Genomic DNA, 18,339 nt, shown 5'->3' with positions numbered 1-18,339 from the left:
CGCAATCACAGTATCTACGTTTGGATATCATCGTTATCAAGAAAACTTGGCATATCCCATTGTGCCTGTTGATATCAAAGCTGATTTTTTAACAGAGGCATACTTTTCCGAGCTCTCGGCACAGCACAAACAAATTCGTTCAGAGTATCAAAAATGGTATGTATTTGATCATTCCAAAGCGATTGCAGCTCACGCGATCCTTACTCGAATGATGCATGATTTGGAGAGTAATCCTGAAATTCTGCACGGACATAAGCAATTTGATTTGTTTTTTGATACGTTTGACCGAAATGTCAAGCAGCTCGCGTACATCACTGAAGAGCTTCATTATTTTCGAAATGTGCTGAATCAGTATGGAGAGGCCCCTGAGCGGCTAGATGAGATGATTGAGCTTGCAGCATGCGGCAAATGGCAGCTGTTCAGCGCAAGATATCATCGATATGAAGTAGAAGAGCTTGACGCTGCCTATCATGTGAAATTCATATCAGCTAATGGCCGCTTTGAAGTAGTTTATCATACACAGACCGGGCTGATCGTAACCGATCCGGTAAACATGGGCACGTATAATTATGCCCCTGGCAGCTTCAACCCATGGAAGTATTACCTGCATCACCAATTTGATAAAGTCCCTTGGACGAAATGGGGCAATACAGATGAGGTTTCATACAAAGAAATTACACAGAGAGAAATGAGACACGGTTCAAAGGAGCAAAAGAATAGTTCAGCAGAACTGAAACAGGCAATTAATAACAAAATGTCTGAATCTTCGATGTGCCAATAGTAGATAGATCGAACAAGCATTATTTTGTTCAACTTGTCAGAAAATCAATAGTGAAATAGCAAAAGAACCTTGACGTTTAAAAATGGCCCAATCAAGGTTCTTCTTTTTTATCTAAAGAAACTGATTACGAATTCTAGTAGTAGTAGGCTTCAGTTTTTCTTCCGCTATCGCGATACGCTCTTGGCGTAATACCATTCTGGCGTTTAAAAATGCGACTAAAATGAGATAAATCTTGAAATCCTGAACAATGTGCTATCTCAGTTATTGACATAGAATCGTTTTTGAGCAGTATTTTAGCTTTGTTAATCCGAAAAGAAATCAGATAGTCCATAATCGTCAAGCCGGTTTCCTGCTTGAATATCCGATGAAGATAAGAACGAGACAAATGATATCTACTGCACAACTCTTCAATTCTCAACGGCTCAGCGTATCTCTCCGCTACCCAATCCATAATTCCTTCCACAATTTGTTTACGTTCTCCACTACTTGAAGAAAGAGCAGGCTGTATCCCCTGGTATCGTCCGAGATTAACGAATAGCTGTAAAATTAAACTTCGCACCGCCAGAGAAAAACATTTTTTACGCTCAATAAGTTCTCGCTCCAGTTGAACGAAGATATCCTGTACCACTAAAATCTGACGTGCATTAAGCTGCCAGCATAGCGACGCTTCCTCCTCGGTTGGAAGCCAATAATCAATTTCATATTCTTCGTTCAACTGTTTTTCTCCACCCAGTCCCTCCAGGTAAGTCTTATCGATGGATAAAATAAAACGATGAAACGGTTCTTCAGGCGCTGAGCGAGGCATATGCAGCGCATCCGGCGCGATTATTGTCAAAACTCCAGCCGTTAACTCATGAACCCCCCGTTCGGTAAGAAGCCTTCCCTGTCCTGCCAGGCACATATAGAACTCATAACCGCTATGAGCATGAAGAAACGGTTGTTGAATTTCTTGAGTGCGAAATACACAGTTAACGGGATAAACCATCAAAGCGCTGTTAGTTACTTCATCCACAACGTAATCTTCCCGCAGTGTTTTCTCATTTATATCCATACAACCCCCCACTTTCAGTTCACAATAATTCAATTTCATAAGAGAATTGACCAAGAATTTTACTCTTATCAACCTTATAGTAATAGTATAACAATTATCTATTTAGGAGGAGCTTCCTATGCCATTTACATCTAAAAAGGAAATTTTACTACAAAAAGCAGAGGCCGTATATCAGAAAATGCTTGAGGACCATACCGGTAATTGGGGAATGGATATTAACCATTGGGATTGGGTACCTGGTGTAGGTGTAATCTCAATTTTGGAGTATTATGAACAACGCGGTAAGAAAGAAATCCTTCAGCACTTGACGGATTGGGCTAACCAAAATTTGCACAAGGCTGAGAATCAGAAAGTAATTAACTCCATGGCTCCCTTCGCCATTTTCCCTGTGCTATATAACGAAACTGGCGATAAAAAATGGCTGCAGACGGCGGAGAAAATCGGTCAATGGATAGTGAACGAAGCACCTAGAACACGTGAAGGCGCATTGGAGCATACGGTAACAGAGGATGCCAGCTTCCCGGAACAAGTTTGGGCAGATACCATTTTCATGGCGGTTTTGTTTCTCGCAAGACTGAGCCGTTTAACCGGAAACACTTCGTATGCTCAAGAAGCTTTGCAACAGTTAAAATTACATCTTGCACTGTTGCAAGATGAGCAGACCGGTGTTTTATTTCATGGCTGGAACTGTATGGCAGGCGATCATATGTCAGCAGCACGTTGGACTAGAGCCAATGCGTGGATTGCTGTAGGAACACCTATGATTTTACAAGAGCTAGAAAAAATAGTAACACCGGACGAAGAGATTATTGATCGCTACAACATTTTGATGAAAGCTCTTCTAAATTATCAGCAAGAAAACGGATTATGGAATACAGTTATGGACCAGGTTGATTTCTATCCTGAAACGTCCGGCAGCGCAGGAATCGCAGCCGGCTTACTAAAGGCATGGCGTATAGGTCTGCTGGATGAAAATATGATAGAACCGGTCAAAAAGACTGTTCTGGCCGTTCTCGACAAAATTGATGCTGATGGCACGGTGGCTGGTGTTTCAGGAGGCACACCTGTGATGCCTTCCATTGAAGCTTATAATCATATCCCTTGCTATCCTAGCCAGTATGGACAGGGACTAACCCTGATTCTTTTAGCGGAAGCTCTTAGATAAGAAAATAATAGGATAAAGTCAGGATATCGAATCGTTTACCTCCAATTAGTAACAAGCTTCCAGCACTGATTGTATGGGGCTTAAGTTGAAATGTTAACTTAAATATGCTAGAATACAGTCAAATATGACTAGGGAGTTGAAGGGAACAATGTAAATTTCTTGCTTAAATTACGAAAGATAAAACAAAAATTGTTTTATTCTTTGTAGAGCAAGAAAGTTACTTATTCTTTTCACTCGAATAAAAAACATTTTATCTCCCCCATTATTTGGGTTAGATTTAAACATTGTTTATTTGGGCTACAAGAAAGGTAACTTTCTTGCAGCTCTTTTTTATTTTAATGAATAGACAAAGATTATTTTATATCAGGAGGTTGAAATAAATGTTTGAAGTTGTAAATGTTTATGTGAATCGTTCATTGTCCGTTGGTACGGTTCACGATCAAATTAAACGGATGCCGGGGCTTTATCCATCTATCGATAGATGCACGTAGCGACTCAAGCTACAAGCTTCGTGATTATTAATCTATCTTGGTTATGGTTAATGCACATGCTTGAAACACCAATAAAGGTGCTAATGGCATTTTCTCCGGCTCAAGAGGAGAAAAAATATGAAATCAATTTCGAAGTACGAAAAAATTAAACACTTATTGTCAGATATGAAACAACCGGCATATCGGTTCCAACAAATTGCAGATGCGATCTTCAAGCAAAGAATTGGTGAATATGACCGAATGACAATGCTCCCTAAAGGTATAAGGAACGAATTAATACAAAATCTTGGCGAACATGTTTTAAACTTAACACCTGTTATGCAAAAGACTTCCAGTCAAGTCAATAAAGTGCTTTTTTCCATTGAAGGCAACGAACATGTGGAAGCCGTTCAACTAAGCTATGAGCGCGGCTGGAAATCATACTGCATATCCAGCCAATGTGGATGTGGATACGGTTGCCGATTCTGTGCCACTGGAACAATCGGACTGAAACGAAATTTAACAGCAGATGAAATTACTGATCAACTGTTATATTTTCATTTAAATGGTCAGGCTTTAGACAGTGTTTCATTTATGGGTATGGGGGAAGCTTTAGCCAGTCCTTATATATTTGATTCGCTTAAGCTTCTAACTGATTCGCAAACCTTTGGCTTGGGGCATCGGAGAATTACAGTTTCAACCATTGGAATTTTGCCAGGAATCGATCGGTTAACAAAGGAATTTCCACAAGTGAATCTTACCTTTTCACTTCATTCTCCTTTCGACGAACAACGGAGTGAACTAATGCCTATAAATAATCGATTTCCGATCAATGATGTATTGAATAAGCTTGATCATCATATTCGTGATACAGGCAGGAAGGTATACATTGCGTATATATTACTTCGAGGAGAGAACGATTCAAATGAGCACGCAGAAGCTATTGTTGCTTTATTAAAGAACCGAGGTCCTTGGGAACATTTATATCATGTCAATTTGATTCCTTACAATTCAACCGACGTGACACCAAATAATTTTCGTCAATCTGACAAAGAACAGGTTCAAAGGTTTACCCATATTTTGAAGTCAAATGGAGTCAAAGTCACTGTGCGAACTCAATTCGGAACGGATATTGATGCAGCATGTGGTCAACTTTACGGGCACAATAAGTAAGGTCTCCAACGTGTAACAGGACGACTTAATCTGTATAAAATGATTCTCCTTTTGTAATGAAGAAGAGTCTAAAAACCCGCGGGAAGCCTTTTAAAATCAAGGTTTTTCGCGGTTTTTTTGTTTTTCCTCGTCATCAATTTCTAATGCCCTCCATAAAATAATCATATAGACATCCGTCTTCATAAGGGAGGGAGCTGCTATCTTTTTTACAAGAAAACGCCAAATAACACCGCTTGAAACGATTCGCAAGCAATTAAAGAAAAAAATGAACCACTCCCCTTCCGTCTTGAATAAGCTAACTTTTCTAGAAAAGGAGCTTTTGAATCAAATTAGGCAGATGACCCAGGAGCACAACCTAAATAATGTAACCCGAACAAAAGCCTATCTCGAGTTTTATTTGCGGCACCCTGAAATCCACTGGGCATTTTTAGGCCATATGGTATCACGGAACGGCGGATGGAACATGACCGATCTCAAGGGAGAGTTTCTGGGCAAGCTGCTCTCACGCAAGGAGCAGGAATCATTTTTTCATTTTTTGGAACGCGGCAACTGGCTGATTTTTCAAGATATATACCCGCAATTTCTACTTTACGAGGAGAGTTTAAAGCAGAATAGACCGATGTTTTATCTATTTCCTCAACTAAATATTTCTATGTTTTTGGAAACGATTTGGGACTATTTTTGGAGCGATCGAGATACGTATATTCTATGTATAGCGTCAATCATTAATGAACAAAGCTATCTGGAACAGAGGGTTGTTCAAAATCCCCATTATCAAAAAGAAGTATTCAACAAAATCGAGTTTCATTTACAGAATTGGCTGCCATTTAATCAAATTTTATTTCCTTCGGAAGGTACCCATGTAAAGGGACAGACTCTTCAACAATTCCAGTCGCTCCATGAGCGAATTTCACTTGGAAAAAGGCTATATGCCGTTTTATTTAAAAATACGGATTTTCATAGACAGGCGCTGGATTGGGCCAAATGTCATCCGCATACCGGATCAAGGAAAGATTATTGGCCGCATTTATTTAATGATGTAAATGAAGGTGTACCGGGAATTGCTTATCCGTTAAGGTTAAAATCGTGCCAGCTTCGCAAGGGAGCGAGGAGAATTTACAGCCCAAAGCTTGAACATGTCTGGAAAAATGTCAGCCAGCCGGAAGCAGAACCGGGGGATTGGTTTCATGATATAAGCGTGGTAGATTATTTAGACGATGACCTAGAAATGATGGATGGAGAGATTAAGATTGAATACTGCAAAACATTGGAGTGGCTCGAGGTAGCCGCACTTGCAAAAAAAGCGGCTAACCTTTTTTGAGCAAAAATAATTTAGTATGGGATACATCAGAAAAGAGACTGCCATGCGCGTGGCAGTCTCTTTTTTATTATATTTCTGGTATGTCGAGACATAGCCGCAGACCTGCGATTATCGAATTGCAAATATCTTCACGGCGTTCATGATAAGCATTTTGTCAATAGTTAAATAACCGAGCAAAAGTCGTAATATCATCTGTTTAGAATTGTAACGGAACTGAAAGGCTCTATTTAGCAATAAAAAGGTGTTTTAAAACTGTAACGGAACTGTGGAGCGCTATAGGTGATTTTTCCCCGTTTAGGTAGTGATTTTGAGTAAATAAAGTTTCTCAGTTCCTTTAGATTTTAGAATAAGCTGATTTCCGTACAATAGCGTGTTTAAGTTCCGTTACAGATGCCATTTTCAATTAAGAAAAAGATTCCTCCGTACAAATAGATTTCATATGATAGGTAACCAAATTTGTGATTTGTTCATAATTTACCCGCTTCGTATCTAGAAATGCATGCAGTGCTATGCCATCAATCAAAGCATATAACCGTTCGATCTCCAGTGCACAGTCAAGTTCAGGCCGCAGTATTCCTGACTCTTTCATGCTGCGAAGCATACGCTCCACTAGATCCAGTATACCATCGTGCTGCGCGTCAAATGCAGTTCCGCCGCTTCTATAGTGAGCGGTGTATGCAAACCAAACCTCCATTTCTGCCAGCTTGTTATCATCTGTTGGCAAAAGCTCCAGCAATATCCGCAGCACCTTTTGAAAAAGTGGCATGTCTAAGTCGATCAGTTCATTAATACGGGCTGTGGCCCGCTCTTTCACCAACCTCATCGAGAAGTCAATCAGCTCATCCTGAGTCGAGAAATAATGGCGCAAAGCACCAAGCGACAATCCCGTCTCCTGGGCAATATTTCTTACAGTCGCTCCTTTCATGCCCATCTGTCTTATGACACGTAAAGCAGCCTCGGCAATCAGTAATCTTCTTTGATCATGATCTACTATTTTTGTCATGTCTTCATTGTAGCAAAGGTTCCCTTTACAAACAACGAAATAATACACTTGTATTATTTCTGTACGGATGATATACTTTTCTCAATTTAAATAATACACTCGTATTATTAAGGGGGGCTTTATGAATTTTGTTGCTTGGATGATTGTTGCATGCGAGGTTGCTTTCTGGGTTATCATTATTACAGGGTTAATAGCAAGGTACCTGCTGCGAAAGGAACGATTAGGCTTCCTTCTGCTTGCGCTAACTCCGGTCATTGATTTAATCTTGCTTATCATTACAGGGCTCGACCTGTATCGCGGTGCTACTGCAACATCCGCGCATGCGATTTCTGCCGTGTATATCGGTGTATCCATCGCTTTCGGCAAAAGCATAATTGTTTGGGCAGATAAACGATTCCGCTTTTACATCCTCAAGCAGGGTGATAAACCGATTAAACGCTATGGCTATGACTATGCACGACATTATTTAAAAAGCTGGCTTAAACATGCTCTTGCCTACGCAATTGGTATAGGCTGTCTGTTCGGACTCATTTACATCGTTCAGGATCCAGAAAGAACCGAGGCTCTTGCGAGTACAATACGTTGGTGGTCAAGAATATTGGGCATCGATCTTTTAATTACCATCGCCTATTTTGTTTGGCCCAAAAAAGCACCACAACTAACTTAAAATATAAAAAAAAGGGAGCGAACCAGCCCGCTCCCTGCCATCTATATTACTAATCAATCATATCTAATGCTTTGAGTAAATTCATTTGTACAGTTGCCGCCTGTCCTCTTGTAGCTGCACCTTTAGGAGCAAAAGTTGTTGCGGACGTACCTTGCATAATCTTCATTTTATAAATTAACTCAATATCTGTTTGTAAGTTTGTATTTATCTGATCATAATCACTAAACTTATTGCCTAAATCAATATGATCCTTTGTAATAGCAATCTTTTCATATCTTAAAACCTCTGCTAAAATACTTGCCATCTCCTCTCGAGTAATAGGAGCATTCGGCATAAAGCTCCTGGACTGAAAATATGCCAATAGCCCTGCAGACTTTGCCTTCATAATGGCATTGTAATGCCATTCATCTTGCGTTACATCAGTATACATTTTTGTATCCTCTTGTATCGCTGGCAGCTTTATTGCATTGACAATCATTTGCACGAACAGAGCCCTGGTAACTTTTTTATCAGGCTGATACAATCCATTTCCGACACCCTTAACAAGTCCTTTAGCTGCTGCCTTTTCGATAGCAGCCCTTCCCCAATAGTCTGCATTTACATCTGCAAATTTAATGTTATTTTCAACTACTATATACATGCTGTTGGTGTTTGAACTAATCGTTACATACCACGCATTATCGATCTTAGTGGCTTTGGCTGGAACAAATTCTAATGCTTTAAGCGCTTCATTGTAATAAAAAGCTCCCCATGTTTCTGGCATGTTTCTCATACCTTCCGGCATTGAGATTACCCTTTTAATATCTTTTGCAAATGAATCTGCTTTACCCACAGACTTCCCTGTTTCTCTATTAATTATATCGATAGAAAAGTCTAATACGGCACCCATAACCTTACCATTTGGCCATGCATCTTTTAGTATTTTTTGAATTTCCTTATCACTTGATTTATCAGTTATCGTTATGGAAAAGTCTATATCCTCAGCTTTTAAATGGTTTTCGGCAATTATGCTGTCAAACTCTGAAACCAAGGATGCAAGATTTACAGGCACCTGATAACTGCCATATGGGGCTTTAACCTCAAAAACTAAATTAGAGTTTTCACTCTCAATATCGGTTAAAATGCTGGCGGCTATATTGACATATACGATGCCATATTGGTTTGGAGTAACCTCAAGCACAACAGAAGGCTTTGTTTTATCAATTTTATCCACATCTAATTTAGTGCCGTTTTGATCGATCGTTATGGCTGGTTTATTGGGGCCTGTAATAATTGGACCTCCACTAGTTCCTCCATCTTCTTCCTTGTCGTCTATTCGTAGTCCACTCCGTGCATTTTTAAGATTTAATAAAATATCTCGCACTTCTGCCTGTGTAGGCTCACCTTGAAGTAATTCTTTAGCCTTTTCAAGTGCAGTTTGTAAAGCACTCCAGCTTGCTGCTGTATAGTTTGCTTCGACCAGTTCACCATTTGTAATCTTTTCTTCTATCTCTTGTATTTCCATCTCGAGGTCAGAAGTTTCTACTATAGCAGGTAGAATAGTAATAGTAATTTTAGCTTTAATATTTTGTGTATTTGCAACATCTTCAGGGATAATCAACGTTCCATCAAGGGTTTGATCTCCCTCAAGCTCTGAATCATAATTACCTTCCATCCAATTAACGCTAGACAGTACGCTGTATCCATTATCTAGTTCAGTAACAACCTTGCCAGGCAGCGGCAGTTCATCAAAATCTGTACCGAAAGCAACCGTGATTCCTTTGGCAACGGCAGAAGTGATTTGCGGTGTATCTTCCAAGATTAAACGAACAGTAGCTTTAATATCATTTGTATTTGAGACGTTGTCAGGCAAGGATAATATTCCAGCTAAATTTTGTTCTTTAACATTAGCATCATACCCTTCGCTATTCCAAACCACTGGCAGGCTTAATGAACTGCCATCTGCTAACTCTACTACTGTTCTTTTAGGCAAGGTGAGATTGTTAAATTCCGTCCCTAAAATACCGAAAGCAGTTTGTTGTTCTACCTTAATAACATTTGGATCCTCATCTACTTTACGGATGCCTGTTACTACTAATTCCTCTAACCCGATAGCGTGACCTGCTGCAGCCACATTCATTTGGGTGAAGTATAATCTAATAAAACGTTTTCCCGCAATCGGCTGATCAAAAGTAATTACATCAGTAGGATTACCGGCATCCCCATGTGGCTTGCTAATGGTGTGAATTGTCTCCCAGCTAGCATCACTTTCCTTGCTATCAGATAACTGCATAACATATGCTGTACCGTAAACGAGGTTGTAATATTTTGCCGAAACTGAGCTAATCTTATCTACATCATCACCTAAGTCTACAATAATCCAGGCCGGATTTTGTTCTTGACCTACTGGCTGATCTTTCTTCTCTTTCATAAGATTACTGCTCCAGCGGCTATTTGTCCCATCTACTGCGTTAGAGCCCGGGAAATTCTGAGTCTCTGTACCCGATACATAAGTTGGTCGCTGCAATGCAAGGTTTTCTGGTTCAGATGATGTACCAAACGTCTTCTTGCCATTTACCACAATCTCTTTAATACTAATACCATTAGCAGCTTTTGCATTAATATTCATCTCTTTATAGTATATGCGTACATATCTGCCTTCCCCATTCGAATCGACTGGTATAGTGTGCTGTTCATTTTGAACGTCAGTAGGCTCCTTATTTACTTCTGCTGCCTTTGTCCACGTACTCTTGTCATCTGAAACTTGAATTTCATATTTTGTACCGCTAGCTTTAGCATGGTAATAAATATCTAAACTTTCAATTGTATTATTACCTTCGCCTAAATCAATAACAACCCAGTTAGCTCCAGATATTTGATTAGCCGGATTTAGATCATCCTTCTCTTTCATCTTATTGGCGCTCCAACGGGTATCTAAATTCCCATCTACTATGTTTTCACCTGACCAAGATCCCGCTATCTCTAAACCTGAAACTTCTACAGGCTGGTTAAGAGCAAGGTTTCCTTCTTTTGTTTCTCCCATTCCAGCTTTAACGGTTACTTTAGCAGTCAGTGTTATTTGAGCTGGGTTTGTTATGTTCGAAGGAAGCAACAATCTTCCAGTTGCTGTATACTCTCCTTTAGTTAAAGAATCGTATTTACTAGCACTCCAGTTTACAGGCAGCAGAGCTGTCTTCCCATTACTAAGTGTTACGCTCACCTTTTCTGGCAGTCCTACCATTTCCCATGGGGTACCATTATTAACAGTTACATCTTCAATGGGCGGTACGCTAAAGATACTAGGATAAACGATTGAAATCTCGTCATCTGGATCCACTCCATTTTCTCCTGAAGTAGAAAAGAAAATTTCTGCAATGGCAGGTGTCGTATTCTTACCCCATTCCAGACGCAGCTTTTGTATGCCATTCAAATGGCTGGTGTCAAACATAGTGGCGCTTTTATCAAGTATCCCAAGATTGGTCCAATTACCATCTAAGGACTGTGCTTTAACGACAGCTTTAGAAATGCTATTAGGATCTTGTAAAATATTAATACTATCTACGTTCACATTGTCGGAGAGTATATATTCAAAATAACCATCTTCAATATCTATAAGGCCAGGAGCAAACATGGTGGATAAATTTCCATCTACCATATTCTCAAATTGACCCATGGGTATTCCAGAAAAAGCACTGATTGTTTCTTCTTCTTCTGCCTTTTTGTTTATTTCTAATTCATGAAGCTTTAAGTAATAGCCATTATTTTTGGTAATCTCCAATTTAATGTATCTGGTCATCATTCCATTGCCATTCCCCTCCACATAACGATACGGAGGGTCTAAACGACTATCACCTCCACCATCATTAACAGTGGCAATTGTCGTCCAATCACTTTTATTTTCTGATATAGAAAGGGTTCCATTATAAACTTGTGGATTTCCATCATCCGTTAAAAGGGCTACATCATATACTTTTGTTAGCACACCAAGGTCTACCGTGATGTATTGTCCCATTGCTTGAGCCTCATTGGTCCAGGCAAAAGTGTTTTCCTTTCCGTCAAAAAGATTTTCCCAGCTGCCTTCCTTTAAAGCATTCTTTAAATTGGTTTCAATAACCTTAGGTTTCATGTCTACTCTGGTTAAAGAAACAGATAAACGATCAAAATCAAAGGTTATGGGCTCATCACTGGTATTATATAGCCTGACATAACGCAGGGCAGTATTTCCAGATAAAGCAGAGGCATCTTCCCACTGGGCTTTATTTAAGGAATATTCCAGCATAATTCCATTTGGTAACGCAGGATTTACTGAAATAGCATGAACTCCCACAATCTCTGACAAGCTAATTCCCACATATCCTTTAGCAGGCAAGGTTATTTTATCTGATGCTGCAGTAAGCGTATAGTCAGTACCATCTACTGCAATGGCACTATCTCTTAATTCATCTACATTAGTGAATACACCAAACGGGGAAGCGTTTCCATTAATCTTAAATTCACGGATAAAGGTCCAATAATCCGGTTTTCCCGGGGTTCCAGTTTCAACAAGCCGAACTCGTATATACCGAGCCTTAATGTTAAGCTCCTTCATTTCGATGCTGCGTGAATCCACAAGCGGCACTAAGGTGCTCCACTTGTCACCATCAGTGGAGTATTCTAATGCAGCCTTATGAAAATAATCGTGATCTGTATCATTTTTTCCTTGTAAAATGGAGATACTATTGACGGATATAGCCCTTCCAATGTCTATTCCGAAATAGTCATCTTTTTTCTGTACAGTTTGGAAACTAGCATAGGTGCTTAAATTGCCATCAAATATTTTGGCTGTATTACTAGAGTCACTTACTTGTTGTCCACCCATTACCCCATAAAAAGAAGCGAGAAACTCCGTGCTGTCAGGATTAAGGAGAGGAGTAAGTTTATTGGTTACAAAGGGAATTAACCCTGCAGCAAAAGGCTGCAGCCTTTTAGTACCTGCTTTAGCACGCGTCTCATTAGGAAAGGTCGTATAACTGTCCCAAGTTGAAAGGGCTCTGCTGGCAGTCGATAGACTTCGCCAAGCCGTGTCCACATCCTTCTGTTCCAGTGCTATAACTGCTTGGATAGCTTCCTTGCCAGCAGTCGCAACATCCTTTAATGATCTAAGCCACGGATCCAGCTCTTCGATCAAGAGAAGGTTATTGCCATTTTTCCGAAAATCTTCAACAGCGAATAGTATGTTATCAAATTCCCTTAGTAATTCCAAGGTTTGTTCATCCTGCGATATAGGCTTACCGGAGGTTGCATAGGCTAACACTTTCTCTAGACTGTCTTTTATATATTCACTTTCTGGAAAACCTGCTACACGAGAAGAATTAGGTGCGTTAGCAACATTTCTTCCGATCGTCAGATAAGACTCATATACTTCTGGCTGCAGATATTTAAAGCTGTCTTCCCAAAGCGTTACGGCATACTCGCTATAGTTTTGGTTATTCCAAAACAAGCTAGCCAGCTGGAATAATCCTACTTTATTTGTTTCTGTAAATTGAGACGGGTTAGATACAGCACCTCCAAGTCCATTTACACCATCACGGACATAGTGGCTGATCTCTCCCAGGTAAATTCCTGATTTTGCATGCTCATTTACTGGATAGTTGATCCAAAACATAGGTTCCAGGCCCGTTTTATTAATAAGATAATCAATGCTGCTTTGGGCAATAGGACTATTCACATCCTGGCCCGTCCAGTAAATCATAATACGTTTATCAAGCTTGCTTAAAGCTTCAAGCTCTTTTCCATTCCCTGACCAATTAACGTTGTATCCCTGTGGACAATAAACAATCGGTTCTAAACCTTCTCTTTGATCAACGTAGTCTGTCATTAGGCGATTTAGCAGCGCTACAACATCTTCGTTACTGCCAGACCCGAAATCATCGTTTAGTACATCGATACGCCGAACACCAGCATCATAGAGCTGATCAAACTTTGCAGTTAATAGATTATAACGTTTCTCATACTCTTGCGGATGTGTGTCTATCGTTATTCCTCTAAAAAAGGACTCCAGATGCACAGACCAAACAAATTTAACCTTTGTTTCTTTCCCTACTTCCACAAGCTCTTTTATCTGGTTTATTTGATTCCCGGGGTATGGTTCTGCCCATTTTGACCTATGGTATTCATCCCCTTTTGCGGCATATACAAAACTGTTCATTTTTACATCTCGGGAGCTGCGCATTAAGCTGGCACGCCCTTCATGCTCCCAAGCGCCGTAAAACCCTTCTACAATACCGCGGTACTTCATTTCAGCCCAATCTTCAATATGTACTGGCAGGAAATACAGTCCTGCGAATGAGGAAAACATCATCTGCAGAGTGGCAATGCCATAGTAAACGCTATCTGTGTCTTTCCCTAAAATAGTAATAACATCTTCCTGGGCATCTAACATATAGGAGTCAATTTTATCAAATAAATCAGGACCATTATTCATAGTAATAGCGCTATTAACGTAGCTGTCAACAATGTCACCTGAACCTGATATTCCTACTAAAATATTTGTTTTATTATTATCAATCTGGTCACTTTCCGTGTAGGCTACATTATATTTATCCAGAATCTCTTTTAGAAAGTTTTTGGTATACACATCAATACCATTTTCACCGTCTTCAAAGACCAGATTCACTCCATTTCCTAGAGTAAAACGTTCCTCCCCTAAGTATGTAGTAGAATGCGGGACAGGATAAATTTCGTACTTGTCTGCATAGTCAGAAAATCCTTCTTTTAACAATGTAGGAATACTATCATCTGTTGGCGGCACAAATGCATTTACTGGCATAACGTTTGAAAATAACACTGTTACGCATAAAACCACAGCTAATACTGTTGAATTTAGCTTACTAAGCCTACTCTTGGCATTCATTTTTTTCCCCATTAAAAATACCTCCTGATTAGATGATTTCAAAAGTTCTTTTAACATATTTTTCAAACTCTTTACTTGTAAGCGTATCCAAATTGGTATAGAACGGTAAGTATGAAGTTTATTACAACCTTTACAAACCCCATCCTGTTGATAATCCACAACAAAAAAAAAGCTCATCAGAGAATATCTCGAACTCTGCAAATATGAGCTTGTCAATAATGCATACAAGGAAGAATCGACCCAGTCTACATCCATCTCGTCCAGCTCGCGGTAGCTAAGTACATTTTATACATCTAGATTCTGCTTTTTTATCGAATAAACGGTTCTACATGGATTTCATGCATCTAGTTTCAAGGAATTCCCCTATATATTGCGAAACGCGCCAAACTAAGTGCAGTTTTTCCCCTTAGAATCACAAAAAAGCCAAATTTCTTAAAACTAAGTACAGGAAATGCAGTTAGTTTAACGCGCGAGTGCTCGTTCCACAAAAACTTTTTCCGCTACAAGGGGAGCCAATAAGCATATGTTCTAGCGCCTCACAGAAGGGTGTCGATTAATTGTGGACAACTATGAAAAAGCAATAAGATAGGGCTCGGAGAGTAAGATTGGGAATGGAGAAGCGGCAGCGTCCGCCTTTGTAGGCCAATTTTATCTTTAAAAGAGTTAGTTGCACAACACGATTTTACACAAAACGCTTGACAAGAAAACCCAGCGTATGATAAAAATAATTAACGCATACGAATGCGTAACTCGCAAGCAAATGTGTTTACTCATACGAATGCGTAAATGTAGCAGGCTTTTCCATCAAGTGCACTGGCGGAGAAGATGCATGTGACAAAGGAGATGTAACAATAGCGAAATGCGGATGACATCAAAGGAATTAGCCAAGCTCATTGGCGTTTCACAATCCACCATATCGCGCGCCCTTAACGGGTCCGATCAAATATCGGAGCGCCGAAAGCAAGAAATAATTGAACTCGCCAAAAAACACAATTTCGAATTCAATGAGAATGCCAGGAACCTGCGGACACAAACGTCCAATTCCATTGGATTATTGATGCACACTTATTTTAACAGCTTCATGGAAGACGATTTTCGCGCTCTTCAATTCAGCTATATTCAGGCTGAACTGTCCAAGCATGATTTCGACCCCATTTTCCTGAACGACGTGACTTTAACCGAAGATGTAGACGCTTTGGACAGGGTCATCAAAAAGCGGCAGCTGGCGGGACTGGTCCTATTCCGCAGAATCGAGAATGACGCTGTGATCGAGTATCTAAAGGGCCTTTCCATCCATTTGTTCTCCATGACGAGATGCAACGAGAAGATGCAATTCATTCCCAGCGTCTCTTTCGACAACTATACGATGGGATATCTGGTGGGCGAACACTTCGCAAAGCGAAAATTCAAGCGTATTGCGTATATTCGCAACCGAAATCACCAGTCCGGCGATATAACCACGCAGGGCTTGATGGATGCTTTGGCGGAAAAAGATATGCGAATCTTGGAAGAAGACATCTATTTCACCCAGTTTGATTTCAAATCGAGCTACGACACCGTTGTGGCCAATCTGGATCGGATGCGCCAATACGACGCCATATTTGCCTACAACGATACCATGGCCCTGGGGGTCATCAGTGCGTTACAGGACAACGGAATCTCGGTGCCAGGCCAGATATCGGTGATGGGCAGCCACGACATTCCCATGGCCCAGTGGTTTTCTCCGCACCTTACCACGGTGCGTACCTTTATAGATAAGCACGCAAAAGTGGCGAGTGAAAGAATCGTTTCCATAATCAAAGATGGTTTCGACCCTAGCCCAGAGAAGCATTATATCGTCAAGCCAGAACTTATTATACGTCAATCCTGTCCTTAGTTTTTCCAACTGAATCATTAACAATCTAGACTGCGAGTGGAAGCGGTTCCATTCGCCATGTCTTCGATATTACATTTTATTACTTTTTTGAATTAATTTTCATATTATTCGATTTGGAACGGAGGGAAGCTATTGAGTAGAGGATCCTTGGCCATTAGATCGGTTAAACCGTATCTTTATATTTTGCCCATGGTGATCATCTTTGGGGTGTTCAGTGTTTACCCTATGCTGCGAACCGTATATCTATCCTTTATGGATACTAACGTCAGCTTTACCCAAATGCAATTTATCGGTCTTGGAAACTATGAGGCCATCAACGGGGATCGGCACTTCTGGCGCATTGTTGGGAACACGGCCATTTACGGCTTTGCCCAAGTCATTCTCACCGTGGTGCTGGGGTTGCTGTTTGCCGCGATAGCCAACAGCAAAATCGTTAAATTCCGCACACTATTCCGGATGTCCGCTTTTTACCCCTTCGTGTTACCCATCGCAGTGGCCGCAATGGTGTGGATCTACATGTATAACCCTTCCCGCGGCGCCATTAACCTGCTGCTGGACCAACGTATTCAGTGGTTGAATAGCTACGACTACGCCTTGCTGGCACTCATCGTCGTCTCGGTATGGAAATCTCTGGGATTCAGCTTTTTACTGATTTTGGCGGGGATGCAGAATATCTCTCAGGACTATTATGAGGCCGCGGCGCTGGAAACAAACAGCCATATCAAGCGCTATTTCAAGCTCACGCTGCCCATGCTGATGCCCACTCTGTTTGTGGTTTGTCTTCTATCCGTCACCAGCAGCTTCCAATCCATGGATCTCGTCGCCATCATGACCCAGGGCGGCCCGGGCCATTCGTCCAATGTACTGATGTATTACATCTATCAGGAAGGCATTATCAACCGGCAAATTGGTTACGGCAGTGCAATGAGCACGTTATTCCTAGCGGTATTATTTATCTTCACAATTGTTTATCTACGACTTGGCGAGCGGAGGGTAGAATATGAGCGCTGAAGCAAGAGGGTATATCCGAGACAAAAGCGGCATGGCTGCCAGACGCAAAAGAATAACGTCCAAGTTGGTTTTTAACGCCATTATTCTGCTTGCCAGTATTGTGTTCCTGTTCCCCTTGGCATGGATTTTCATCACAAGCATGAAGGACCAGGTGGACATACTGAAGCATCCAATGGCCATCATCCCAACGGAGTTTATGTTCGTGGAGAATATGAAAGAAGTGTTGCGCCGCGCACCTTGGGATGTTTTTTACAAAAACACCATCATCGTAGCAGTGGGAGTTTTAGTCGCCCAGCTTTGTATCAGCATTCCGGCTGCTTTCGCTTTCTCCAACTTTAAGTTCAAGTTCCAGAGCTTCTTCTACCTGTTTGTACTGGCGCGGCTGCTGGTTTCCCCAGAAAGCCTGCTGTTGCCCAACTACCTCATCATCAACGGGCTTAACCTGTACAACACCCTGCTAGGCATCGCCCTTCCCAGCTTTGCCTCGGCTATATCTATCATCATATTCCGCGGGGCATTTATGGAGATCCCCACCGCACTGAAAGACAGTGCCCGCATCGACGGCTGTGGTGATTTTAGATACATGATGGTAATTGGCATTCCGATGATAAAATCACGTATAATCGCATTTTCAATTACATCCTTGGTGTATCAATGGGACTCCTATTTCTGGCCCATGGTCATCACCGAATCCGTGCAAAAGCGCACCCTTGCCGTGGGCATGGCCTACTTTGGCACTCAGGCAGAAAGCGCTTCCGAATGGGGGCTGACAATGGCGGCGGCCATATTGGTCATTTTACCGCTCTTGATCGCCTTGGTGTTTTTCCAGCGTCAACTGGTGGCCAGCTTCGTCACCTCAGGCATTAAATAGCCGGCCACGTTCCTGACCTTGGACCAGCAATGCCTGTAACGTTATATTATACGCGAATTTCGTGTGTAATAATATATTG

At 41.0% G+C, this 18,339-nt stretch carries 11 protein-coding genes; 8 read left to right on the top strand and 3 right to left on the bottom strand.

What is annotated here, in order from left to right; genetic code table 11:
• Positions 1–61 precede the first annotated feature (61 nt).
• Positions 62–781, top strand: a complete 720-nt coding sequence (locus ACRRU2_RS19790; protein ID WP_432504351.1) for a hypothetical protein — start codon at positions 62–64, stop codon at positions 779–781.
• Positions 782–914: 133 nt separating this feature from the next.
• Here the strand turns inward: ACRRU2_RS19790 and ACRRU2_RS19785 are convergent, their stop codons facing one another.
• Positions 915–1,832: a helix-turn-helix domain-containing protein gene (locus ACRRU2_RS19785; protein ID WP_432504349.1), complete on the bottom strand. Its 918-nt coding sequence runs from the start codon at positions 1,830–1,832 to the stop codon at positions 915–917.
• 118 nt (positions 1,833–1,950) lie between these two features.
• Here ACRRU2_RS19785 and ACRRU2_RS19780 point away from each other — a divergent pair, with 118 nt between their 5' ends.
• The 3 genes from ACRRU2_RS19780 to ACRRU2_RS19770 all read left to right on the top strand — a co-directional run bounded on the left by ACRRU2_RS19780 (position 1,951) and on the right by ACRRU2_RS19770 (position 5,961).
• The gene (locus tag ACRRU2_RS19780) at positions 1,951–2,997 is read left to right on the top strand and encodes a glycoside hydrolase family 88/105 protein (protein ID WP_432504347.1); all 1,047 of its coding nucleotides are present in this window, start codon (positions 1,951–1,953) and stop codon (positions 2,995–2,997) included.
• A 608-nt stretch (positions 2,998–3,605) separates the two neighbouring features.
• The gene (locus ACRRU2_RS19775; RefSeq protein ID WP_432504345.1) at positions 3,606–4,640 is read left to right on the top strand and encodes a Cfr family 23S rRNA (adenine(2503)-C(8))-methyltransferase; all 1,035 of its coding nucleotides are present in this window, start codon (positions 3,606–3,608) and stop codon (positions 4,638–4,640) included.
• Positions 4,641–4,839: 199 nt separating this feature from the next.
• The gene (locus ACRRU2_RS19770) at positions 4,840–5,961 is read left to right on the top strand and encodes a DUF2515 family protein (RefSeq protein ID WP_432504410.1); all 1,122 of its coding nucleotides are present in this window, start codon (positions 4,840–4,842) and stop codon (positions 5,959–5,961) included.
• Between the two features lie 403 nt (positions 5,962–6,364).
• Here the strand turns inward: ACRRU2_RS19770 and ACRRU2_RS19765 are convergent, their stop codons facing one another.
• Entirely contained in the window at positions 6,365–6,964 is a 600-nt protein-coding gene (locus tag ACRRU2_RS19765) for a TetR/AcrR family transcriptional regulator (protein WP_331701690.1), read from the bottom strand.
• A 121-nt stretch (positions 6,965–7,085) separates the two neighbouring features.
• Between ACRRU2_RS19765 and ACRRU2_RS19760 the strand changes: the two genes are divergently transcribed.
• Positions 7,086–7,631 (top strand): hypothetical protein, encoded by a 546-nt coding sequence (locus tag ACRRU2_RS19760; protein ID WP_432504343.1) that lies wholly within the window; start codon positions 7,086–7,088, stop codon positions 7,629–7,631.
• A gap of 49 nt (positions 7,632–7,680) precedes the next feature.
• Here ACRRU2_RS19760 and ACRRU2_RS19755 read toward each other — a convergent pair whose 3' ends face one another.
• Complete coding sequence (locus tag ACRRU2_RS19755) at positions 7,681–14,514, bottom strand: beta-N-acetylglucosaminidase domain-containing protein (protein ID WP_432504341.1); 6,834 nt, start codon at positions 14,512–14,514, stop codon at positions 7,681–7,683.
• 853 nt (positions 14,515–15,367) lie between these two features.
• Here ACRRU2_RS19755 and ACRRU2_RS19750 point away from each other — a divergent pair.
• The 3 genes from ACRRU2_RS19750 to ACRRU2_RS19740 all read left to right on the top strand — a co-directional run bounded on the left by ACRRU2_RS19750 (position 15,368) and on the right by ACRRU2_RS19740 (position 18,260).
• Complete coding sequence (locus tag ACRRU2_RS19750) at positions 15,368–16,378, top strand: LacI family DNA-binding transcriptional regulator (protein ID WP_331701687.1); 1,011 nt, start codon at positions 15,368–15,370, stop codon at positions 16,376–16,378.
• 132 nt (positions 16,379–16,510) lie between these two features.
• Complete coding sequence (locus ACRRU2_RS19745) at positions 16,511–17,389, top strand: carbohydrate ABC transporter permease (protein ID WP_432504339.1); 879 nt, start codon at positions 16,511–16,513, stop codon at positions 17,387–17,389.
• Entirely contained in the window at positions 17,379–18,260 is an 882-nt protein-coding gene (locus tag ACRRU2_RS19740) for a carbohydrate ABC transporter permease (protein ID WP_432504337.1), read from the top strand. Before ACRRU2_RS19745 ends, ACRRU2_RS19740 begins: the two co-directional genes overlap by 11 nt.
• The last annotated feature ends 79 nt before the right edge of the window (positions 18,261–18,339 follow it).

The sequence above is a fragment of the Paenibacillus sp. GXUN7292 genome, from assembly GCF_050864975.1.
GTDB lineage: Bacteria > Bacillota > Bacilli > Paenibacillales > Paenibacillaceae > Pristimantibacillus.
The sequence above is the reverse complement of the archived record's forward strand: the minus strand, read 5'-3'. Positions and strand labels throughout refer to the sequence as shown.